The 24,473-nt window shown below is 36.1% G+C and carries 20 protein-coding genes; 6 read left to right on the top strand and 14 right to left on the bottom strand.

Annotation, left to right across the window (positions count from 1 at the left end):
- Positions 1-40: 40 nt before the first annotated feature.
- The 14 genes from HHL20_RS11805 to HHL20_RS11740 all read right to left on the bottom strand — a co-directional run bounded on the left by HHL20_RS11805 (position 41) and on the right by HHL20_RS11740 (position 13,825).
- Entirely contained in the window at positions 41-862 is an 822-nt protein-coding gene (locus HHL20_RS11805) for a glycosyltransferase family 2 protein (protein ID WP_169231393.1), read from the bottom strand.
- 59 nt (positions 863-921) lie between these two features.
- Positions 922-2,040, bottom strand: coding sequence for a glycosyltransferase WbsX family protein (locus HHL20_RS11800; RefSeq protein WP_169231392.1), 1,119 nt, complete (start codon positions 2,038-2,040; stop codon positions 922-924).
- Between the two features lie 10 nt (positions 2,041-2,050).
- Positions 2,051-2,659, bottom strand: a complete 609-nt coding sequence (locus HHL20_RS11795; protein WP_169231391.1) for a DapH/DapD/GlmU-related protein — start codon at positions 2,657-2,659, stop codon at positions 2,051-2,053.
- Positions 2,660-2,661: 2 nt separating this feature from the next.
- On the bottom strand, positions 2,662-3,816 hold the full coding sequence (gene rffA, locus HHL20_RS11790; protein WP_169231390.1) for a dTDP-4-amino-4,6-dideoxygalactose transaminase: 1,155 nt from the start codon (positions 3,814-3,816) through the stop codon (positions 2,662-2,664).
- 2 nt (positions 3,817-3,818) lie between these two features.
- Positions 3,819-4,451, bottom strand: a complete 633-nt coding sequence (locus HHL20_RS11785; RefSeq protein WP_169231389.1) for a NeuD/PglB/VioB family sugar acetyltransferase — start codon at positions 4,449-4,451, stop codon at positions 3,819-3,821.
- A complete protein-coding gene (locus HHL20_RS11780) occupies positions 4,448-5,095 on the bottom strand; it encodes an HAD family hydrolase (protein WP_169231388.1) in 648 nt (215 codons plus the stop codon). Before HHL20_RS11780 ends, HHL20_RS11785 begins: the two co-directional genes overlap by 4 nt.
- Entirely contained in the window at positions 5,096-6,076 is a 981-nt protein-coding gene (locus HHL20_RS11775) for an ATP-grasp domain-containing protein (protein ID WP_169231387.1), read from the bottom strand.
- On the bottom strand, positions 6,061-6,879 hold the full coding sequence (locus tag HHL20_RS11770) for an NAD-dependent epimerase/dehydratase family protein (RefSeq protein WP_169231386.1): 819 nt from the start codon (positions 6,877-6,879) through the stop codon (positions 6,061-6,063). Before HHL20_RS11770 ends, HHL20_RS11775 begins: the two co-directional genes overlap by 16 nt.
- A gap of 4 nt (positions 6,880-6,883) precedes the next feature.
- Positions 6,884-8,209, bottom strand: coding sequence for a glycosyltransferase (locus tag HHL20_RS11765; RefSeq protein WP_169231385.1), 1,326 nt, complete (start codon positions 8,207-8,209; stop codon positions 6,884-6,886).
- On the bottom strand, positions 8,200-9,435 hold the full coding sequence (locus HHL20_RS11760; RefSeq protein WP_169231384.1) for an ABC transporter ATP-binding protein: 1,236 nt from the start codon (positions 9,433-9,435) through the stop codon (positions 8,200-8,202). The genes HHL20_RS11765 and HHL20_RS11760 overlap by 10 nt, the downstream gene beginning before the upstream one ends.
- Positions 9,436-9,465: 30 nt before the next feature.
- Positions 9,466-10,314, bottom strand: a complete 849-nt coding sequence (locus tag HHL20_RS11755) for an ABC transporter permease (protein WP_169231383.1) — start codon at positions 10,312-10,314, stop codon at positions 9,466-9,468.
- Positions 10,315-10,485: 171 nt separating this feature from the next.
- Positions 10,486-11,349 (bottom strand): glucose-1-phosphate thymidylyltransferase RfbA, encoded by an 864-nt coding sequence (gene rfbA, locus HHL20_RS11750; protein ID WP_169231382.1) that lies wholly within the window; start codon positions 11,347-11,349, stop codon positions 10,486-10,488.
- A 16-nt stretch (positions 11,350-11,365) separates the two neighbouring features.
- A complete protein-coding gene (rfbB, locus tag HHL20_RS11745) occupies positions 11,366-12,445 on the bottom strand; it encodes a dTDP-glucose 4,6-dehydratase (protein ID WP_169231381.1) in 1,080 nt (359 codons plus the stop codon).
- A 57-nt stretch (positions 12,446-12,502) separates the two neighbouring features.
- Positions 12,503-13,825: a UDP-glucose dehydrogenase family protein gene (locus HHL20_RS11740; protein ID WP_169231380.1), complete on the bottom strand. Its 1,323-nt coding sequence runs from the start codon at positions 13,823-13,825 to the stop codon at positions 12,503-12,505.
- Positions 13,826-14,035: 210 nt separating this feature from the next.
- Between HHL20_RS11740 and rimP the strand changes: the two genes are divergently transcribed.
- The 6 genes from rimP (at position 14,036) to HHL20_RS11710 (ending at position 24,395) form a co-directional block, all read left to right on the top strand.
- On the top strand, positions 14,036-14,503 hold the full coding sequence (gene rimP, locus HHL20_RS11735; protein ID WP_169231379.1) for a ribosome assembly cofactor RimP: 468 nt from the start codon (positions 14,036-14,038) through the stop codon (positions 14,501-14,503).
- Positions 14,504-14,518: 15 nt separating this feature from the next.
- A complete protein-coding gene (gene nusA / locus HHL20_RS11730) occupies positions 14,519-15,754 on the top strand; it encodes a transcription termination factor NusA (RefSeq protein ID WP_169231378.1) in 1,236 nt (411 codons plus the stop codon).
- Between the two features lie 78 nt (positions 15,755-15,832).
- Positions 15,833-18,841, top strand: a complete 3,009-nt coding sequence (infB, locus tag HHL20_RS11725) for a translation initiation factor IF-2 (RefSeq protein ID WP_169231377.1) — start codon at positions 15,833-15,835, stop codon at positions 18,839-18,841.
- Between the two features lie 306 nt (positions 18,842-19,147).
- Positions 19,148-22,036, top strand: coding sequence for a SusC/RagA family TonB-linked outer membrane protein (locus tag HHL20_RS11720; RefSeq protein ID WP_169231376.1), 2,889 nt, complete (start codon positions 19,148-19,150; stop codon positions 22,034-22,036).
- Between the two features lie 11 nt (positions 22,037-22,047).
- On the top strand, positions 22,048-23,577 hold the full coding sequence (locus HHL20_RS11715) for a RagB/SusD family nutrient uptake outer membrane protein (protein WP_169231375.1): 1,530 nt from the start codon (positions 22,048-22,050) through the stop codon (positions 23,575-23,577).
- Between the two features lie 23 nt (positions 23,578-23,600).
- Complete coding sequence (locus HHL20_RS11710) at positions 23,601-24,395, top strand: hypothetical protein (protein ID WP_169231374.1); 795 nt, start codon at positions 23,601-23,603, stop codon at positions 24,393-24,395.
- Positions 24,396-24,473: the final 78 nt, after the last annotated feature.

The following is a 24,473-nucleotide window of genomic DNA, read 5'->3' as shown; positions in this document are numbered from 1 at the left end:
AATTCATTAGATATAGTCATTTACTGCTTATATAATCAGTCTATCTAAACAATTTTATTAAAAAGTTATATATTCTGTACAGTTTGCGGCTGTATATATTCTCTAATTTTTTTTCGTAAAAAGTTTTTCTTTTTAAAAGTGAAATGTAGCTTGGGTAAAATTCGTGGAAAAGAGCTTTGTGCTTTTCATAAATCATATTGTAGATCATTTCTTTTTTATGATCATCCTTAAAGACATCATTGTTTCTTGAACTACCGGCATGAGATCTATAATTGAAAACCGGATAATCTATTTTGGTAACAGGAAGGGTGCGATGCGAAGAAATAAGCTGTATCCAAAACTCCCAGTCTTCAAGACCTCCTGTAAGTTTTTCGTCATACATTATACCCTGATCGAAGTATTTTTTTGGAAACATTGAAGTACAGAATAGTTTATTTTGTAATAATAATTCTTTAATGCTAAATTTTTCTTCTACTGTTAATTTATTATTGCTATGGCCAAACGTCACCGTATCTGAAAAAACAATCATTGTTTCTTCATTTTTAGCAAAAACTTCTAACATTCTCTCTAATGCTAAAGGGTTTAGTGTATCATCTGCATCAAGAGGCAAAATATAGTCTCCTGTTGCCTGCTTTATTCCATTGTTTCGGGCACAGGATACTCCCTGGTTTTGCTGATAAACATAGTGAATTTTATGATTTATCAGTTTTTGAGCTACCTCTGATGAATTATCTGCGGAACCATCGTCTATAATAATGCATTCCCAATTTGTATAGGATTGCGCTATAACAGACTGTATGCAATCTTCTAAATACAGAGCATGATTAAAGCAGGGAATTATAATTGAAACTTTACCATTCATTTAATAATGTGTTTTATACATGAGTCATCAGGCTACATAAGAACAGTATTCAGCTGTTCTTATTTATTGTATTTATCCAATATTCTTTTTAATGCATTCAGGTATCTGAAACCATATCTTCTATCCGGCTCCAGGATATTACCTTCTGCCCATTCATTCCATGATTTGATAATTAAAAATGGTTCGGGATAATTATTTTTATCATCGAGATAAGCAATCGCTTTTTCAATCTGCTTTTCAAATAATTCCGGTGATGTATTGGTAAGCACAACTCCTCGGTGTCCGCTTCTGGGAGTGTTGTCCCAATTGGGCAGAACACATGGGTAAGTAGGAACATTACTTTCCATAAACTGCAGATCATTAACAATAGCCTTGGCATCTTGAGTCAGGACTTTCGGTTTAATTTTTTTCTTAAATCCGAGTAGTTCTGTTATTCTGTTTTTATAATACTGATAAGGGGAAATATATTCACCTTTCTTAATATAAGGGATCCATGCTTTCTGAAATGCATTGGATATTTTGCCGTCGTATCCCATTGATTTTAAATCAATATCATCACGGAGTTTATTGGATGCCATGACATATAAATCATCAAATCCGTTCTTTTTTGCCAGCTCCCTGAATTTTGAAATATAGTGAGGATCTCCTTCTTCTAAATGGCTCGGATGATAGATGATAAAAAGAGGCTTATTGTCTATCTTGATATATCTTTCGTCTTTAAAGAATGGAAGAAGGTAGTTGAAATGATCCGTTAAATCCAGCTCATTCGGATAAACCTGCTCTGCCAGAATTTTTTCTGCAAGACCATGCCATATTCCGGACCAGGTTTCGTTTGCCCAACAGAAACAGAAAGGAAAATCTGGCTTTCCTGAGGTAAGAACGTCATTTGCAATTTTTTCCAGCAACTGTTTTCCGTTGCCAAACCAGTAATGGTAATAGATAAATCCATGGACACCGTAATCTTTTGCCATCTGAGCCTGCTGTTCTCTGACTTCCGGAACACGAAGGTCATAATACCCGAGATCAGCAGGATATATAGGTTGTTCGTGTCCTTCAAAAAGAGGCTTTGCTTTTGTGACATTGGTCCATTCTGTAAAACCTTTACCCCACCATTCGTCATTTTCGGGAACAGGATGGTATTGAGGGAGGTAAAAAGCAAGGGGTTTTATTTTTTTCATCATTTGTTTTTTAAAGTGTTTTAATAAGTCTTGCAGGAATCCCTGCGATGACTGAATTTTTCGGGAAGCTTTTATTGACGACCGAGTTGGCCCCTATAATGCTGTTTTCGCCAATGGTAACTCCCGGAAGAATACATACTCCTTCGCCTATCCAAACATTATCCTCAATAATTACCGGTCCTTTAGAATATAAAGGTCTTTGTGCCGGGATGTTTTCAAGGTCATTACCGGTTATATCTCCGTGGGAATGGTCGGAGATATATATTCTGCTTGCCATAAGAACATTATTTCCGATAACAATCTTATGTATAGCTCCGATATGAACATCAGAATTGAAAATTACATCATCACCAATGGTTATTTCAGGACTAAAAGCTTCTCCCATAAATCGATCCCAGGCTTCAAGCCTTAGATGATATAATGAACTGAAATTTTTACCTATTGAAATGTATTTTGGATTTTTTATCCAATGCTCTTCCGGTAATAGGGAGTTTGCCCCGAAACTTTTAAAGCTTTTCTTTGCCCACTCGTTGATTTTATTTTGGGCATGCCTTTTATAGGCACCGGAATTCAGAACATTAAACAAAAAATTGACAATATATTTTTTTAAGAAATTCATATCTATGATATTGTGATTACTTTAAAATAGCTGTTTATCAGTTCTATAATTCTATCCTGCTCAGTTTCGGATAATTCATAATAAAAGGGAAGCCTTAGAAGGCAATCTGTAAAATGATCCGAATGAGGAATATCTATTTCTGGATTATCGGCCAGGAAAAAGTCGCTTTTATTTAAACTTAAATAATGGAATACTGGATGAATGTCCTTTTCTTTTAAATACTGAATCAGGCCGGTTCTCTCTTCATAATTGTTAAGAACAATATAAAACATATGAGCATTATTTGTTGCATAAGAAGGTATTTCAGGTAAAGAGATAACTCCTTTTTGCTGTAAAGAAATGAGCCCGGATTGGTATCTGTTCCATATCTCTAGTCTTTTCTTCTGGATAATCTCCAGATTTTCAAGTTGGGCATATAAAAAAGCAGAAATAATCTCGGATGGCAAAAAAGATGAACCAAGATCTACCCAACCATATTTATTAACTTCTCCCCGGAAAAATGCGCTTCTGTTGGTTCCTTTTTCCCGGATGATTTCAGCACGGTCAAAATACCGGGAATCATTAATAACGATCATTCCACCTTCGCCTGCAATGATGTTTTTAGTCTCATGAAAAGAGAAAGCGGCAAAATGGCCTATAGAGCCTAACGCTTTTCTTGTTCCATCCGAAAATGTGTAGTAGCTGTCGATTGCCTGTGCAGCATCTTCCACTACAAATAAATTATACTTATGCGCAAGATTCATAATTTCCTCCATATCACAGGCTATCCCTGCATAATGTACGGGAACAATCACTTTGGTTTTTTTGGTGATATGCTTTTCTATTTCTGCAGGATCTATATTCGGATTGTTCGGATATGAGTCCACAAAAACGATTTTAGCGCCACGAAGAGCAAAAGCATTGGCTGAAGAAACAAATGTATAGCTGGGCACAATTACCTCATCACCCGGCTTTATATCACATAAAATAGCGGCCATTTCCAATGCATCCGTACACGATGTCGTCATCAACACTTTAGGAAAGCTATATTTCTGTTCAAAAAAGGTTTGGCATTTTTTTGTAAATATTCCGTCACCGGATATTTTACCGCTCTTTACCGCTTCTTCTATATACGAAAGCTCTTTGCCTATAATAAATGGCTTATTGAATGGGATCATATCTATCTTATAAATTTTGCAGGATTACCAACATACAATCCTGGTGTATCTAAATTTTTTATCACTACGGTGCCTCCTCCCAGCTGAATTTTTTCTGAGATGTTTATATTGTCGATAACGGTGCTGTTGATCCCAAGAATGCAAAGTTCTGAGATATTTACAAAACCGGCGATGCTTACTGACGGAGATAAGAAACAATGTTTGTTTATCACCGAATCATGGGCAACAGAACAGGAAATGTTGATCATGACATTATCATCTATTTCAACATCCTGATCAATCATACAATTAGGATATATAACAGTTCCCTGACCTATTTTGGCTGTCGGGTCAACAATACTTGTTGAATGGATAAAAGTGTGGAAAGGGATTTTATTTTTGAAATTTTCAAAGAGTTGTTTTTTAAATTCTAAATGTTTATAACCAATGGCAATAATCAGCTCATCAAAAATATTCTGTTTAAAAATATCTTCAACATCATTAGTGTTTCCTAATATTGGGATATTCTTTATGGTGCTTCCTTTTTCCTGAAAATCATCAAAAAAGCCAACAACTTTATGGTCTGTATCAGAATGTATGTAATACAGAATCTGCTGGCCTAAATGCCCTGAACCTATGATTGCGATCTGTTTCATAAATAATTAATAATATCTTTCATATTGCTTATTCTATCCGTAAAGCTGGAAAATATGTTTTGTCTGTCAATTAATAAGGTTTTGATACCCAATTTTTTAGCAGGAATAACATCCAATTTTAAAGAGTCTCCGATATAAAGAACTTCTTCTGGTTCCACATTTAATTTTTTTAGAGCTAATTTGTAAAACTCTAAAGAAGGCTTTCTGTAATTTTCATTCTCAGAAATTATTATTTCCGAAAAGATGTTCTTGCCTATCAACTGATCAAGTATATTACTTAAACTGCTGTTGAAATTAGATAAAACGGCTTTTTCTATCGGAAGCTCATTCAATATGGATAAATCATCAAAAGCTTTCCATTCTAAATATGAACATGCTGTAAAAATCTCATTTAATATTTCTTCTGAAGCAATAATACCTAACGACAGCAAAAGTTCTGAGTTGAAATCTTTATAAAATTCTTTTGACGTTCTGTCGGGAAAGTTTATAATTTCCGATAAAAGCTTATGATGATACTGAAGTTTTGTTTCTTCAATTTCATAAGAATACTTTGCCAGAACGCTTCTTATTTTATAATACAAGGTAGGCTTGTAAATTAGCGTGTTGGCTGCATCAAAAAGTATTATTCGGGTTATTTTGCTCATTTAAAAAATATAATGTTGTGATGAGTTGTCTTTTAACTCGCTAATATTACTGTTGTGAGGATAAATAATATCCAACATGATTCTTATGGCACTACCCTCGGTAATATTTGGTTCAGAAGGGGAAATGTGATATAAATGCTCTTCCAAAGTATATTTCACATCTTCGAAGCCAAAATTAGAACGGATGGAATTGGTTCCTGATATTCTGCAATTAATCTCAAAAGGAACAATTTCTCCGTTGTCCCTTACCATAGACTGAAGATTTGCGCTTCCTGTAAAGTGATTGCAGGAAATCATTTTTTCTAAAATATCCTGAAGCTGCTTATCATACATCCGGTTTACAAAGCATTCATTTGTAGCCCCGTTTTCTAATTTTCTTTCAAGGGTAATAAATCCATGTAGAGCTTTTTCTTTTGAAACATAAAAAGCGGTGGTAATCTCTTTTCCTGTTACTAATTCCTGCACCATATAACTGTCATCAAAAGATCTGATATCGGAAGGATTGATATGAATTCCTCTTGAACCTCTGCCTTCCCGCGGCTTTACAATATAATTTTCAAATTTCCCTTTTTCATAATCACCCGGTAGATATGACTGCGCAAAAGGAAGGTTGTTTTTTTTATGGTGCAGAAATGTTAAATACTTATCTAAATAATTTTTAGAAGTTTCCAGGCCGCTTACAACCACATTAGTCTTTAGCTTATTTTGGTATAAAGAAAGATAATAAACCTCATAATCCGTGGAAGGAATTATCAGGTCAATTTTTTCATTTTCTACAATGGAGTTAATGGCGGATATATAATCCTCATCCATTGCATAAGGAACTTTATAGAAGGTATCGCAAAGATAATTGCCGGCAGAAAAATCAGTGACGTTACAGCCAATAATCTTTATGGGGAATTGAGTTTTTTTAATGTTTCTCAAAATTCCCTGCCCAACATTTCCTCCGATCCCTGTAACTAAAACTATTTTCTTTTCCATTCTATCAGTTCTTTTAATCCTTGTTTTATTGGTATAAATGCATGACTGCTTACAGTGGGGTCATTTTCAAAGTATTCTATAGATCTTGAAAAGTCTTTATCGTGAAAAGTAATTTCACAGCCTGTTAATTCCTTGATAAAATCAGCAATTTCAAGATTCTTATAATTATTCGGTGATATTGCCAGTATGATTTTATTTTTATCTTCAAGCGATATTTTTTTTGCCAAACGAGCAACATCCTCTGCGTGAATATAATTTTGTTTTCTATCACCTTTACCTAAAAGATCGATTGTATTGTCTTCTATTGCAGCAGTAACAATTTTTGGCAAAAAAGTATTTTCTTTCATCAATGAGCCGTATACGGATGAAATTCTGAGAATAGCATATTTTGAACATTTTTCAACTATTTTTTCGGCAAAAAGCTTACTTAAACCATATAATGATGATGGTGATGGAGTAGTAGCGTGATCGATGATGCCATTCTGTATTCCATCATATACAGCAACACTCGAAAAATATACTATTTTAGAATACGCAAAGTGTTCTGTTATATTTTTAATGAGTAGGATGTTGGTATTTAATATATTATCCAGCTGTTCAGGATCATTGGATATCAGGGCACTTAAAATGTATACAACATCCTGATTCGGATCAATTTTTTTAAAATCAGAGAGCGGATAGTTTTTATCTGTCAGTTGAGATGGCTTACTATGGTAAACAACAGAAACATGATCTTCCGGATGTTGTTTTAGAAGATGCGCTGTAAGCAAACTGTTAGCTCCGAAAATTAATACCTTTTTCATACTTTTATTGTTCAAGAATTTGCTTGAAAATTTTTTCGGCATATTCATAAGAAGAAAATTCTTCAACCTGCTTTACGGCATTTTTAGAAAAAATTTCATAAGTATCTTTATTGAGTTCAAAGACTTTCCTTATTCCATCTGCCAATTTTCTGCTGTCTCTTACAGGGGCTTTATAGCCGTTATAATTATCTATAACCATATTGGTAAGAATTCCCGTATCAAAGCCAACGACAGGCGTTCCGCAGGCGAGAGCTTCAGATACCATCATAGGGCCTGAATCTTCAATAGATGAGTTGATAAAAAGATCAGCAGCCTGATATAATAGGGATAATAATCTGTAATCTTTTATGTAATCTATTTTCTGTTTTTTGAAGGTAACGCTGTCAAATTCTTCATTAATACTATTAGAAACCACCAAAAGCACTATTTTTTCTTTTTTTTCCAATGGCAATTCTCTGTCTAACAGTTCAAGAGCCTGAAGAAGATAAGAAAAACCTTTTCTTGGATCTTCCATATTTTGAGCTCCTGTTAAAATATAAAAGCAGTCCCCGGATAGGGAAAATACCTGTTTGGCAATAGGTTTATTCTTCCTGTTAAGCAGTCTTGTGTCAATTAGGCTATTGATGTTATAAATCGTTTTCCGGGTTTTATATATTTTTGAATTTCGGGCCTGAAGTAATGTTAATCCTGAACCGGCGATAATTTGAAAATTAGCTTTTTGTGCATTTTCATATTTTTTTTCAAAATTTTGTTTGGCAGTTATTTTTTCATTTTCTTTTGTAATTGCAGGACAGTATTTATCACATCCTTTAATATAGCCCTCACATCCCCAGGAATAATGGCATCCTCCTGTAAAATGATTCATATCTACCGTAATATTATATATTTTTGCTTTGGTTGCATTATATATATTAAGTAGATCTGTGCTGTTGAGAAAGTTAATTGTCATTCCTGTAAAGACAAAATCAGGTGTAAATCCTACGGTCTCCAGCATGCTTTCAACATGTATGTTTTCTGATGATTCGTTGTTGCTGAAGAAAGAGTATTTCCTGTCTGTACTGATCACTTTTGATGACTGTACAGGATTGATCTTATTTCTGATTTTATTAACAATTCTCATCACTATATTGGGATTGGCTGATGAAGGGGATAAATACCTGTATGGCTTTATAAAATTTTCATTCTTTGTTTTATGCTTTACACACATGATAACATTATGCCCCAAATTTTTGATAATATGGGCAACTTTATAAGCGGCTTCATATGCGCCGTTTACATCACCTGTTGAAAGTATTAATACATTTTTTTTATCCATTGCTGTTACATCCATATTACCGGCGGAGTTATGATCCCATTGTCTGTATCTCCGGCAAGAAAATTTTCATGTCCTGTTTCAATAATATTAAGCTGGATCCCTCCCTCTATAACATCGTAAAGTTCTACTGAAGGGGTGTCTATTGCCAATGAAAGCACATAAGTATTCGGGATTAATTTGCCGCCTTCTATTTTTACAGTAAAATTATTTTCATTTTTTCCTTCGAAAACTTTTCGTGTAATGAATATTACGTTTTCAAATTTATCTAAGATGGCAATGTTTACTCTAATACCTTTATTTACATTCCTGTTAATGAAGCTTATATCAAGATTTATATCTTCATTGTGGCCAAACTCCGTTGTCTCTGCAGATTTATTGTTATATACCCTAACTTTTTTAATCTGGGCTTTTTTGCCAGGGTCTTCTATGTATCTAAATTCAATAGTAGGGGACAGTTCATTGATAATATAATTTTCCAATACACTGTTGATATCTCCCCGATGAGCTACTCTGCCGTTTTTCATCAATATGCCGGATGTGCAGAGCTGTTTAACGGCCGTCATATTGTGGCTTACAAAAAGTACGGTTCTTCCTTCTCCTTTTGTGACATCTCCCATCTTTCCCAGACATTTTTTCTGAAACTCTGCATCGCCTACTGCCAACACCTCATCTACAATAAGAATTTCCGATTCCAGATGGGCTGCAACGGCAAAAGCAAGACGTACATACATTCCGGAAGAATATCTTTTTACAGGTGTATCGATATATCTTTCTACACCGGAGAAATCTACAATTTCGTCGAATTTTCGGTTGATTTCTTTTCTGGTCATTCCGAGAATAGCACCGTTTAGAAACACATTTTCCCGGCCTGTCATTTCAGGATGAAATCCGGTACCTACTTCTAAAAGCGATGCAATTCTTCCACGGGTATATATTTTTCCGGTAGTTGGTTTGGTTACTTTACTTAATAGTTTCAAAAGGGTCGATTTACCAGCGCCGTTTCTTCCGATAATGCCGACAGCATCTCCCTGTTCGATTTCAAAATTAATGTCCTGCAGAGACCATACATATTCTGACTTTCCTTTTATGGCTCTGTCATTTTCTTCGCCAATCTTCAGATAAGGGTCTTCTTTTCCTCTGATTATGTACCACATACGATTAAGGTCATGAGATAGTGTTCCGGTGCCTACCTGTCCTAATCTATATTGCTTTGATATATTTTCTGCTTTTAAGGCCAGCATGATTATAAAATTGGGATGTTAATAAATTTTTTAAACAGTGTCCATAAAAGACTTTTCTACCTTATTGAAAATAAGTGTTCCTGCAATCATAAGTAAGAGAACGATAACAGAACTTATTATGAGCATTGAAGGTGAGAAATTTCCTGATCCAAGCCATGCGTATTTGAAACATTCAAAAATTCCCGTTAATGGATTATAAAAAGCAAGCTTTTTAAAAAAACCAGGTAATGCCGAGGTAGGATAGATCACAGGAGTAGCATACATATACAGGCTTACTCCAAAACCTAAGAGCATGCTGAGATCTTTGTATTTAGTAGTAAGCGAAGAGAATATCATCCCTGTTCCCAAAGCGAAAAGTGCCATCAGGATAATAAGGAATGGAGTTACAACAATCCATATATTCGGGTGAATTTCTCCTTTTGCCAGATAATATACCCAAATGATCAAAAATAATAGGAACTGCACTCCGAAGCGCATCAGGTTTGAAATGACGATGGAAATGGGCGTTACAAGCCTCGGAAAATAGACTTTTCCGAAAATACCCGCGTTTCCTGTAAATGTAGAAGATGTGCCCAGAAGACAAGATGAAAAATAGTTCCAGAGTGTTACTCCGGAAAGATAGAATAGCAAAGGCGGAATATTATTGGTTGGTAATCCTGCAATTTTGCCAAAAACAATGAGGAAAGTAATGGTAGTAAGGATCGGGTTTATAAAAAACCAGATAGGACCTAAAATTGTCTGCTTAAAACTTGATATGAAATCTCGCTTAACAAACATGTAAACAAGATCTTTATAATTCCATACCTCTCTTAATTTTAAGTCAAACAGAGAATGTTTGGCTTCAATTATTTCGGTCCACTTTTTTTGTGGTTCATTCATTTGTGTAGAGTTTAATGCAAATTTATATTATTTTCTTATATCTTGCATATTTATTCTTAAAAAATTATTATTCAGTTAAAAAAATTAAACGCTGATGGTGATTTACTAAGATTTGTTGTATAATACAATAATTTTAGTTAATAATGTAATAGTTACAGTGTGGTTGTTTATCTATTTGATAACCAACTGATTCAGGTATTCTCCATAGCCGCTCTTTCCATATTTCAATGCAGTTTCCAACAGTTTTTCTTCATTGATGAATTTATTTCTAAAAGCTATTTCCTCAATACATCCGATCTTGAAACCCTGTCTTTTTTCAATCACCCGTACAAATTCCGAGGCGTCATTAAGAGAATCGAAAGTTCCGGTATCAAGCCACGCAGTACCCCGGTCCAGAACGCCTACTTCAAGTTTCCCTTTGCTCAGGTAAACGTTATTTACATCCGTAATTTCAAGCTCTCCTCTTGCGGAAGGCTTAATGTTTTTTGCAATTTCAACGACTTCATTATCATAAAAGTATAATCCCGGGACGGCGTAGTTAGACTTCGGTTTCACGGGTTTTTCTTCAATAGAAACCGCTTTAAAATTATCATCAAATTCTACAACTCCATATCGTTCAGGATCTGAAACGTGGTATGCGAAAACAACCCCGCCTTCGGGATTGGTTTTGTTTTTAAGCAAAGTACCCATTTCGGAACCATAGAAAATGTTATCTCCCAAAACCAATGCTGCTGCATCATTTCCGATGAACTTATCTCCCAGAATAAATGCCTGCGCCAATCCGTCCGGGCTTGGCTGCACCATGTACTGAATATTGCAGCCGATTTGTGATCCATCACCCAAAAGTTTGATAAACCCCTCCTGGTCATGAGGAGTTGTGATAATAAGAATATCTTTGATTCCTGCTAATAGTAAAGTTGACAGCGGATAATAGATCATCGGTTTGTCGTAAATAGGCATTAACTGCTTGCTTACGGCAATTGTAAGAGGGTAAAGCCTTGTTCCGGAACCTCCGGCTAAAATTATACCTTTCATCTAATCTTGTGTTGTATTAATTGTATTGTTTTTCGTAATATTTCTGGTAATCTCCGCTTGTTACATTTTCCAGCCATTCTTTATTCTCAAGATACCAGTCGATGGTCTTTGCTAATCCTTCTTCAAAAGTTACCGATGGCTTCCATCCAAGATCTTTATTTAGTTTTGTAGCATCAATAGCATAGCGTTTGTCGTGTCCCGGTCTGTCTTTTACAAATGAGATCAGCTTTTCTGAATAACCTGCCGGTCTGCCCAGTTTTGCATCCATCTGTCGGATAAGTTCTTTTACGAGATCAATATTCTGCCATTCATTGAATCCTCCGATATTGTAGGTTTCCCCTGTTTTAGCGTCATTAAAAATCTGATGGATTGCTTTTGCGTGATCAATGACAAAAAGCCAGTCTCTCGTATATTTGCCATCACCGTAAATCGGCAAAGGTTTCTCATTGATAATATTAGATATACAAAGTGGAATTAATTTCTCAGGAAAATGATTCGGGCCATAATTGTTTGAACAGTTTGAAACAATAAAAGGCATTCCGTAGGTATTTCCGTAAGCTCTCACCAGGTGGTCGGATGCTGCTTTTGAAGCAGAATATGGAGACTGCGGATCGTACGGCGTCGTTTCTAAGAAGAATCCTGTTTCACCCAAGCTTCCATAAACTTCATCGGTAGAAATATGATAGAAAAGATTTTTTCTTTGTTCATCAGGAAATCTTCCATGGGTATGATCCGGATTCAACGTCCAGAATTCTTTACATAGATTTAAAAGATTCGCTGTGCCGTTTACGTTGGTATTGATGAATGCCATCGGATCCGTAATGCTTCTGTCTACATGGCTTTCTGCTGCCAGATGTACAACCGCATCAGGATTATATTTCTCAAAAACGGTTCTCAATTCATCAGGTCTTGTAATATCTGCTTTCTCGAAAACATAATTAGGCTCATTTTCAATATCCTTTAAGTTCTCAAGATTTCCGGCATAAGTAAGGGCATCCAGATTGATAATGGTAATATCCGGGTTATTTTTTACAAATTCTCTTACCACATGCGAACCGATGAATCCGGCGCCACCCGTAATGATTATATTTTTCATATTTTTTGTGTTATTGGCCGCGGCCTTTGGCTTTTGGCATTACTTGATTCTTTTAATTTAACTTGGGTCTTGCTGAATGGTTTTACGACCTATACTCTTGTAATAGAATCCGTTTTGCTCAGGAATTTCCAGTGGATACATATTTCTTCCGTCGAAAACAGCTTTGTTTTTCATTTTTTTAGCCATCAGTTCAAAATTCGGGTTTTTAAATTCAGGCCACTCGGTGGCAATGAATAACGCGTCTGCATTTTCCAGTGCATCATACATGGTTTTGGCAAACTGAATTTTATCTCCCAGAAGTTTTTTTACATTATTTTCTGCAACGGAATCGTAGGCTACAATTTTTGCCCCTTTTTCCAATAAAATAGAAATATTATCAAGAGAAGATGCCTCGCGGATGTCGTCGGTATTGGCTTTGAAGGCTAGTCCCCACATCGCAATTGTTTTTCCTTCGATATTTCCTCCAAAATATTTCTCAATTTCTCCGACAAGAATTACTTTTTGAGCGGCATTTACTTTTTCTGTAGCTTCAAGGATTTGAAAATCAAAATCTTCATTTTTCCCGGATTTTATCAAAGCTTTAACATCTTTAGGAAAACAGCTTCCGCCGTACCCGATGCCTGGAAACAGGAATCTGTGGCCTATTCTGTCGTCGCTTCCCATTCCTAGACGAACTTTGTCTACATCTGCTCCTACTTTTTCGCAATAGTTGGCAATTTCATTCATGAATGTAATTTTTACAGCAAGAAATGAATTGGCAGCATATTTTGTAAGTTCGGATGATTTTTCATCCATAAATATAATAGGAATCCCTGTGTTGGTAAAAGGCTGGTAAATTTTTGCCATAATATCCTTTGCTTTTTCCGAGCTGGATCCCACCACTACTCTTGAGGGGTTCATAGAGTCTTCAACGGCAAAACCTTCTCTCAGAAATTCAGGATTCGATACCACATCGAAAGGAATTGTTGTTTTTGATTCGATAACCTCCCTTACTTTATCTGCTGTGCCTACGGGGACTGTACTTTTGTTAACAATGACTTTGTAATCGGTCATCATTTCTCCAATATCGGAAGCGACCTTCAATACGTAAGAAAGGTCGGCAGATCCGTCTTCTCCGGGTGGAGTGGGCAAAGCTAGATAAATAACTTCGCTTTTGTCTAATGCTTTTTTTAAATCGGTCGTGAAAAATAATCTCTCGGACTGAATGTTTCTTAAAAACATCTCCTCAAGATTCGGCTCATAAATGGGAACTACGCCGTTTTTCATTCCCTCTACTTTTTTTTCATCAATATCTACACAGTATACTGAATTTCCAAGTTCTGCTAAAGTCGTTCCTGTGACTAATCCTACATAACCTGTTCCTACAATAGTAATATTCAAAGTGAATGTTTTTTTAAAATTAGTACAAAAATAATAAAAATACCATCATGGTTAAGTTTTAAATAATAATTAACTTATTGTGTTGATAATAAGATATTTTGCATTTCTCATAAATATTCGTATATTTGCAGTGGATTTACGGAAAAACATGGGAAGGCCTTCGGAAGAAAGCCTTTTTTCGTACGGGTAAATCTGGATTTTAAATAACATATGGAGTTTAGAAAAAGAATTGAAGAATTACTGAACGAATTTCTGGAGACCAGAAAGGACTTATTTCTTATAGATCTGAAAATTTCTGCCGGTGATGATATTACGGTGATTTTAGATGGTGACAACGGGGTTTCTCTTCAGGATTGCCTGGATGCAAGCCGTGCGATTGAATTCAATATGGACCGTGAGGAACATGACTTCAGTCTGCAGGTAATGTCTGCCGGTTTAAGCGAGCCGTTGGCCAGTCAAAGACAGTTTGCTAAAAATATCGGAAGAAAAATTGAGGTTTTGCTGAACGACTCTTCGAAAATTGAAGGAGAGCTGGTAAAAGCAGATGAAGAAAGGATTACCCTTATTCTGCGTTACCGCAAACCGAAGGATATTGGGAAAGGTAAAGTAGATGTGGAGGAGGAAAAGGAAATTCCGTACTCTGAGATTAAAAAAGCATTAGTAACAATTAAATTTTAAAAGAAAAAAGAATACATGGACAATATAGCGTTGATTGAATCCTTTGGTGATTTTAAAGACGAAAAGGGGATCAGTAAGATTGATCTTATGGCGATTATTGAAGATTCACTGAAAACTCTTTTAAGAAAGAGATATGATTCGGATGACCATTTTGATGTGATTGTGAATCCTGATAAGGGCGATTTTCAGATCTTTTTAAATAAAACCATTGTGGAAGACGAAATGTCTGAAGACGATGATCTTGAAATCGAAATTTCCGAAGCCAAAAAAATTGATCCTACCTTTGAAGTAGGTGAAGATTTTACAATGGAAATTCCTGTTGCACAGCTGGGAAGAAGAAATATTCTTACCCTGAAGCAGATTTTGGCTACGAAATTGCAGGAGCACAACAATGCCATGTTGTATGAGCAGTTTAAAGACAGAATCGGGGAGATCGTAGTAGGAGAAATTCACCATATCCGTCACAAGCATGTAATTCTGCTTGATGATGAAGGGAACGAGTTTATTTTGCCTAAAGAAAATCAAATCCCATCCGATTTCTTTAAAAAAGGAGAAAACATCAGAGCTATCGTAGAAACAGTAGATTTCAAAGGTTCAAAACCGCAGATTATTATTTCCAGAACTGCACCTAAATTCCTTGAGAAATTATTAGAGCTGGAAATTCCTGAGATCCAGGACGGAACGATTATGCTCAAGAAAGTGGTAAGAATTCCTGGTGAGAAGGCGAAAATTGCAGTAGATGCTTACGACGACAGAATCGATCCTGTAGGAGCTTGTGTGGGAGTAAAAGGATCAAGAATTCACGGTGTGGTAAGAGAGTTGAGAAATGAAAACATCGATGTGATCCAGTGGTCTAAAAACCCTGAAATTTTGGTGAAAAGAGCTTTAGGAAATGTTACCATCAATAAAATTGACATCAACGAGGATCAGCAATATGCATTAGTATATACGCCCGTTGAAGAGATTTCCAAAGTTATCGGAAAACAGGGTCAGAATATCAGACTTGCTTCTTGGTTGACAGGTTATGAAATTGATGTACACAGAGAAGCCAGCGAAGATGATGACGTTGAATTGAAAGAATTCAATGACGATATCGATCAGTGGATTCTGGATGAATTTAAAAAAGTAGGTCTCACTACAGCAAAATCAGTTTTGGATAAAGAGACTGAAAGTTTATTGAATATGGTAGATCTTGAAGAAGAAACCATTGAAGAAGTGAAACGTATTCTGAGAGAAGAATTCGAAGATTAAGATTTGTAAATAAATTTTAATAAACAGTAAAAAAGAAATACTTTAATTTTAAGAATTAAAAAACAGTAAATAATATAGATGCCAAAAATTAGATTAAATAAAGCGGTTAAGGAATTCAACATTTCCATGTCCAGATTAGTAGAATTTTTACAGTCAAAGGGCATTGAGGTTGAAAGCAATCCTAACGCTCAATTAGAAGAAGCGGCATATTCTGCATTGGAGGCTGAGTTTGCCAAGGACGGCGAACAGCGAAAAGCTTCCCATGAGGTGGTGATCACAAAAGTTCCGGAAGAAAAACTGGAAATTGAAGAAAAGAAAACCCCTGAAGTAATAAGAGCTAAAGCTAATAAACCGGAAACTAAAATTTTAGGGAAAATAGACTTAGAGCCTAAAAAACCTGAAGTGGAAGAAACTCCTGCTCCGAAGCCGGAACCTGTGGCTGAAGAGAAAAAACAAGAGGCTGCTCCTGCTCCTGAAGTGAAAGCAGCTCCTGAAAAACAGGAATTCAAAGTTCTGGACAAAATAGATTTGTCTCAGATCGAGTCCCGAAACAGACCCGTGAAAAAAGACAAACCGAAAACAGAAGATAAGAAAGAAGAGGAAAAACCTGCACCTAAACCTGCAGAACCTGTAAAAGAAACTCCGCAACCTGTTGCTGAAAAGCCTGTCGCAAAACCAGTGGAAGAAAAACCAGCTGAACCTGCAAAAACAGGGGAGGAATCTCAGGAACCACAAAAAATTGAAACCGTTTACCAGAAACTTGACGGTCCTAAAATTGTTGGAGAAAAAATCGATTTAACTCAGTTTGCCCCTAAACAGGGAGCAGGAGCTAAAAAGAAAAGAAAAAGAATTGAAAAACCAGGAGGCCAAAATCCGCAGGGTGGAAACAATAACCAACAAGGAGGAAATAATCAGGGACAAGGAAACCGTCCTCAAGGCCAGGGTGGAAACCGCTTTGGAAACAATCAAGGCGGACAAGGAAACCGTCCTCAAGGTCAAGGTGGACAGGGTAACCGTCCCCCAGGACAGGGAGGTCAAGGTGGAAACCGTTTTGGAAACAACCAGGGTGCTCAGGGCAACCGTCCCCCAGGACAGGGAGGCCAAGGCGGAAACAGAGGCGGATTCAACAGAGGCGGACAAGGCGGAAACAGACCTGGCCAAAGAACCATGCCTGTTGAGTTGACGGATGAACAAGTTAAAAATCAGATCAAGGAAACTCTTGAGAAATTAACTAATAAAGGAGGTAAATCGAAATCTGCTAAACACAGAAAAGATAAGAGAAACTTCCGTAGAGAGCAGGACGAACGTCAGCAGGAAATTGATGCGGCAGACAGAACATTAAAAGTAACCGAATTCATCACTGTTGGTGAATTGGCAAGTTTAATGAATGTGTCTCCTACAGAAGTAATTTCTGCATGTTTCTCATTAGGAGTAATGGTTACAATGAACCAAAGACTTGAAGCGGACACCTTGTTATTAGTAGCAGATGAATTCGGGTATAAAATTGAATTCTCGGATGCGGATCTTGAAGATTCAGATTCTGAAGATGAAATTGATAACGAAGAAGATCTTCTTCCAAGAGCTCCGATTGTAACGGTAATGGGTCACGTAGACCACGGTAAGACCTCATTACTGGATTACATCAGAAAAACAAATGTAATTGCCGGTGAATCAGGAGGTATTACTCAGCACATTGGTGCTTATAATGTTAAACTGGAAAACGGACAAAGAATTACATTCTTAGATACACCAGGTCACGAAGCCTTTACGGCGATGAGAGCGAGAGGTGCACAGGTTACCGATATTGCAATTATCGTAATTGCTGCGGATGATGATGTAATGCCTCAAACAAAAGAAGCAATCTCCCACGCACAGGCGGCAGGGGTACCAATGATTATTGCCATCAATAAGGTTGATAAACCGAATGCAAATCCTGATAATATCCGTCAGCAGCTTTCCGGAATGAATATTTTGGTAGAAGAATGGGGTGGAAACGTTCAGGCGCAGGAAATTTCAGCTAAATTCGGTAACAATGTAGATGTATTGCTTGAGAAAGTTTTATTACAGGCTGAATTACTTGAATTGAAAGCAAATCCTGATCGTGCAGCAAACGGAGTTGTTATTGAAGCTTCTCTTGATAAAGGGAGAGGTTACGTAGCAACAATGTTAGTTCAAACCGGAACTTTAAGAGTTGGTGATTATGTAGTAGCAGGTAAAAATCATGGTAAAGTAAAAGCTTTGCTTGATGAAAGAGGTAAAAATCTTTCTGAAGCAGGTCCTTCAATTCCTGCAACCATTTTAGGTCTGGATGGAGCGCCTACAGCAGGTGATAAATTCCGTGTTTATGCTGATGAAAGTGAAGGTAAGGCCATTGCTAACAAGAGAGAACAGCTTCAGAGAGAACTTTCTATCAGAACTAAAAAGCATACAACGCTTGAAGAATTGGGTAGACGTATTGCTTTAGGAGAGTTCAAGGAATTGAACATTATCCTTAAAGGTGACGTGGATGGTTCGGTAGAAGCACTTTCTGATCAGTTACAAAGATTATCTACAGAAGAGATCAGTGTGAAAATCCTTCACTCAGGTGTTGGGCAGATCACTGAATCTGATATCAACTTAGCAGCAGCGTCTGATGCGATTATTATCGGATTCAACGTAAGAGCCGGTGCAAATGCCAAAGATCTTGCAGACCGTGAAGAAATCGAGATCAGAACATATTCTGTAATCTATAAAGCCATCGATGAGGTAAAAGAAGCGATGGAAGGGATGCTTTCTCCTGAAATTCAGGAGCAGGTGATCGGTAATGTTGAAATCCGTGAAGTATTCAAGATTTCCAAAGTCGGAACTATTGCAGGTTGTATGGTTCTTACAGGGAAAGTTACCAGACAGTCTAAGGTTCGTTTGCTTAGAGACGGTATCGTGAAATTCGATGGGGAGCTTGAAAGTTTGAAACGTTTCAAAGATGATGTAAAAGAAGTAACTAAAGGTTACGAATGTGGATTGAACCTGAAAGGTTATAACGACATCGAAACCGGTGATATTCTGGAAGTTTACGAAGAAGTAGCTGTTAAGAAGAAGCTAAAATAAAACTCACTCAATAGAGATAAAAAAGGCCCGCTTTATTTAAAAGCGGGCCTTTTTATATGTAAAATATAATTTGTAATGATTCTAAATAATTATAATTATGTTAAATGAGATATGTTAAATTTCGTAATAATAGTGTTTATTTATTTTTAATTGGTAATCAATTATGTATTATTATAATTTACACAATAAAGATGTTATTATTGATATATACGTAAAAATAATCTTAAAAAAGATTGAATATTAAAAATTTGCGTGTGTTAAAATTTATTAACATATTTGCGCTAAAATATATTAAAATTTGTTAATATGAATGTTAAATTACGTGTGTTAAGTGCAGGTGCATTATTCTTCTTTGGAGGGGTTGTGCTTTCACAGCAAACAACAACTAAGAAAAAAGACACGGCAAAAAGAGAGACAGTAATTGATGAGGTAGTTTTATTAGGGTATTCAAAAAGTATTACGAAGCCTAAATCAACTGTTGCTTCAAATACTGTAGGAGAAGTATTCTTCGAGAATAGACCAAATACCAATTTATTGACTTCTTTGCAAGGTTCTGCTCCCGGTGTTCTTATGAATGGTGGTTCCGGAAGCCCGGGTTCTGCTAAATTCAGTTTATTGATTCGTGGTACAAGTTCCATCAATGGTAATACCGATGCATTAATTGTGATTGATGATATTCCATCGAATGCATCAGAATATAGAAACTTGAACCCAAACGATATCGAATCTACAACCATTCTAAAAGATGCTGCGGCAACTGCTATATATGGTAACCGTGGAGCGAACGGGGTAGTAGTTATCAGAACAAAGAGAGGTAAGTACAATAGTGGTTTCAAAGTTTCTTATACAGGAATGACCGGTATGTCTTTAAGACCTCTTGATAAATACAAACTAGCTAATTCCAATGAATATTTAGGAATTATGAGATTGTATGGTTATAATGAAGGTTCTCCTCTCTATAATGATGCAAAAGCTGCTGTGGATGCTGGAATTGATACAGACTGGTCTAAATATTTCTTCAAACCAGAATTGTTTCAATCTCATGATGTAGCGCTTTCAACAGGGGGTGCAAACATCTCTTCATATAACTCTTTTGGTTATATGGAACAAGGAGGTGCTGTTCCTACAACTGATTTTAAAAGATTTACAGTTAGGTCAAACATTCAGGCAAAGTCTAAGGATAACAAGCTGAACGTTAACTCGCAGATTGCTCTTGCATTTTCAAGAAGAAACGAATTAAACGAGGAAACCAATTCAGGAATCAGAAATAACTCTGTTCAGAATCCGCTTCTTGGGGTTCTTCAAGGGCTTCCATATTTGTCACCAACTGCTTATTCAAACGGACAAGCTTTATTTAATAGTATTGGAACCAATTTTAATAATGGAAACAATATTTATGTATTACAAAACCTTTTAACGAGGGGTAATCTTCCAAATTTTGTAGACCAAGTGTCTATTGGGGCTAATTTAGGAGCGTCTTATGCGATCACTAAAAACTTTACAATCAATAACAAAACTGGTATTGATTATAGACAAAGTGATAGAATTACAGGTAGAGCTCCTTGGTCTTATTTAGCACTTGCAACTCAAGGTAATGCTAAGTATACTGGTTTTGAAGATCAGTCTACAACAAGAGATTTAACTGTTAATAATGTGGTTTCCGCTTTGTATAACGGTAAAACTGGTGACCATTCTGTTGATGCTTCTGTGAACATGGAATATAATAAAGTATATTATAGATCAACTTCCAGAAGACAAAACGGACTAGATCCAAGAACATATGTTCCGGGTTCAGGAACAGGATATGTGCCATTTGACAATAGTGCAACATCCCCATATATTCCATCAGTGAGTGGATCTAGAGTTACAGCAGGAACTTTGGCTGTTTTCGGAACTGTAAATTATGACTACGCAGGGAAATATGGTTTCAGCGGTACTTTGAGAAGAGATGCAACTTACCGATTTATTGGTGACAATAAATGGGCGACGTATTGGTCTGTAGCAGGTAGATGGAATATTGACCAGGAAAACTTTATGCAGGGGTCTGTATTTAATGTTCTTAAACTAAGAGCGTCTTATGGAACGAATGGTAACCAAAATATTATTGCTGCTGGTGCCGGATCCAATCCATTATTAACAGCAAGCCAGGTTGTAAGAGATTTGTATACCTCACCAACAGGTTACGGTAATGCTCTGGGATTAGGTTTTGCTTATGGTAATCCATTTGCACAGTGGGAAAATGTAGCACAGGCAAACATCGGTTTAGATTTTACTTTATTAAATAATAAATTAGAGGGTACTCTTGACGTTTATAATAAGGTGACTACTGATCTATTCAGCTCTATTCCGGTTTCAGGGGTAGCGGGTACTTATTCTATCGTAGGTAACAATGGTAAAATGACTAACAAAGGTATTGAACTTGGATTAAGATATAATGTCTTGAGAAATGAAAATACTTCTTTCAGTGTATTTGCCAACGGCTCTTATAATGATAATAAAATTAACGAATATAACATCAATGGCGATCCTGCACCAGGAAGTACTGCCACTTTAGCTGGCCACATGCTAAGCGAATGGTATGTGTATAAATATGCTGGGGTGAATAAAAGTAATGGTAACCTATTATTCTATACAAAAGATGGTGGAGTTACAGAAGCACCTCAGGTTGAAGATGCACAATATCTGAATGTAAGCCCGGTTCCTAAATATGCAGGTAGTTTCGGATTTGAAAGCAGTCATAAAGGATTCTTCTTTGATGCTTTATTTACATTCCAGGCAGGAGTAAAGAAATTTGATAATGCACTTTACTGGTTAGCTAACCCAGAAGGGTTGGGATCAAGTGCTGTAGGTTCTTCCAATATGTCAACAGATTTATTAGGAGCATGGACACCAGAAAACTCCAATTCAGATATTCCAAGTTTAAGAGCAACAAACTGGGGATTCACAGCAGATTCTGATTATTTTTTAAAAGATGCATCTTTCTTAAAAGTAAGATCTATTACTATCGGATATCAGTTGAAAAAAGAGCAATTACAAAATCTGCCTATCACAGGGTTAAGAATATATGTACAGGGAGAAAATCTTTATACATGGACAAAATGGAGAGGTTTCGACCCAGAACCACTTACAGGATCGAATTTAAGTGTATATCCTAATCCTAGAATGTACACTGTAGGGGTAAAAATTGATTTTTAAAAATTATTAAAATGAAAAAAGTATTTTATATATTATCGTTTTTTTTAGTGCTAACTTCATGTAATGATGCACTAGATATCGTCCAGGACGGTGAAATTAACAGTGAGCAAGCTGCCTTCACCTCTGTTGAAGATATGCAGAAGTTTCTTAATGGTAGTGTCTATCCATCTGTAGATCCTTTAAATGAGATCTATTTTACATCACTTTTTACAGATGAAGTAGGATTTGGGCCAAGCAGTGTAAGTACTTCCGACATCTTAACTCATAGATTTACGTTAAATTCTACAACAGCTGAAGCTGCAGCTATTTGGGCTAGTAATTATAATATTATCAATAAAGTTAACATTCTTCTAAAGGGAAGCCAGTTAATTGATTATAATTCACTTTCTGCAAATAATAAACTTCTATATGTTAATATCATATCTCATGCAAGAGCAATAAGAGCATATGCTTACACAACTTTGGAGGCTTATTATTCAACAAATATGAAGGATCCGAATGCTTTAGGAGTAATGCTTAGTACAGAACCTGTGGATGTTTTTACAAGTAAATTGCCAAGAGTAAAGAACTCAGAAGTTTTTGCACTTATCGAAGCGGATTTACAATATGCACTTACAAACTGGAATTCAAGTAATCTTACTGCAGGTACTGTTCCAGCTCAAAATTACTTGGATAAAAAGGCAAGTATCAATGCGATTGCAGCAAGGTATTATAACTACAAAGGAGATAATACCAATGCAAAAACGAATGCGACAGCTGCTATCACTACAAGTAGCTTGAGTTTGTCGGCAGGATCGACATATGCTGGGATGTGGGCAGATACTACAAGAGGTGAAATTTTATGGTCATTATACAGACCAAACAGTTCAACTGGTGCATGGTCTAATATTGCAAGTTTGTGGACGACAAACTCTACAGATATTGATGGATCTGTTAATTTTGATATGGGTAGAAAATTATATTCTTTACTTGACGAATTACCTGGTGGCGATGTAAGATCTCCTGTATTTGTAGATGCTTCAAGCACATTTGATGCATTTTATCCTAACGGAGCAAGCCCTAGAGAAAGTGATGTTATTGTTATTAACAAATATCCTGGTAAATCAGGTAGTTTAGCAAGTGCAACAATGAGATTAAGAAATGATATCAAAATGTATAGAATTTCTGAAATGTATCTTATTTTAGCTGAAGTTGCAGTTCGTGAAGGAGATTTAGCAACAGCTGGACTTAGAGTGAGAGCTGTAAGACAGGCAAGATCGTTAGCCGGAGCATCTGTTGCTATAAACTATACATCACCTCAACAGGCTTATGCTGATATCTTATTAGAAAGAAGAAGAGAGCTTTGTTTTGAAGGACACCGTTATTTAGATTTAAAGAGATTAGGTGTTGCTGCCGGAGTTGGTGTAGACAGAGATGTATATGATGATGATAACAAAACACTTCCTCTTACATTACCTGCTAGTGATTACAGATTTACATTACCTATTCCATTGGATGAAATTAATGCAAATCCTAATATCCAACAAAATCCTGGTTATTAATATTAATTAATAGTTTAAAATTTATGAAAAAAATTGCATTTTTAATATTGGCATTCTTTGTATTTGCATTAAACAGCTGTAAAGATGATGCCGAAGTATATGAAGGACAACCTTACCTACATTTTAACAAGGGTACAAGAGGTGAAGCTGTAGTAACACAAGGAACAGGTTCTACTACCGTAAATATCGATTTTGGAACCGTTAGCGCTCTTGAAGGGTCTGCACAGGTTAAGCTTGTTGTTGACACAAGTGTTTCAAATGCTGTAGAAGGTGTAGATTTTCAAATTGTAAATCAGAATACAACTGTAAATGCTGGGCAAATTGAAGGTAAGTTTCAGGTAAAGCTTTTAGAAGCAGGTGCTACAGTAGCACCAAAGGTGATTGTATTTAAATTGCAATCTTCTTCAATTCCAAATGCAACATTTGATCAAACCTATATTTTACAGTATACAAAAGCATGTCCTTTCAATATCACGCCTTTTTCTGGAACATATAAAGTGGTATCAGACACATGGCAGGATTATGAACCAGGTGATTTAATAACTGTTCAACAAGGGCCAGCTCCAAATCAGTTTAAAATACTAGCAGACAATAATATTTATATTTCGAACTCCGCCACAGCTTACATGCTTGTTACGGTTGCTAATGATGGTACAATTACTGTACAATCAAACGAAGCGTTTAACTATGGTGCTCCAACCGGATCTTTAAATGTTAGCGGCAGTGGTAAAGTAAATTTCTGTACTGGAAGTATAGATATTACAACCATTAATTATGGTAGTAATGCAGGATATAAGTTTAGCTTAGTAAAGAACTAATATAAATAGTTTTTAATTAAAGTAAAATAATTAAATAAATAAAAAATGACTGTCTGAAAAGGCAGTCATTTTTATTTG

It is taken from the genome of Chryseobacterium cheonjiense (genome assembly GCF_012927265.1).
GTDB classification, from domain to species: Bacteria; Bacteroidota; Bacteroidia; order Flavobacteriales; family Weeksellaceae; genus Chryseobacterium; species Chryseobacterium cheonjiense.
The sequence above is the reverse complement of the archived record's forward strand: the minus strand, read 5'-3'. Positions and strand labels throughout refer to the sequence as shown.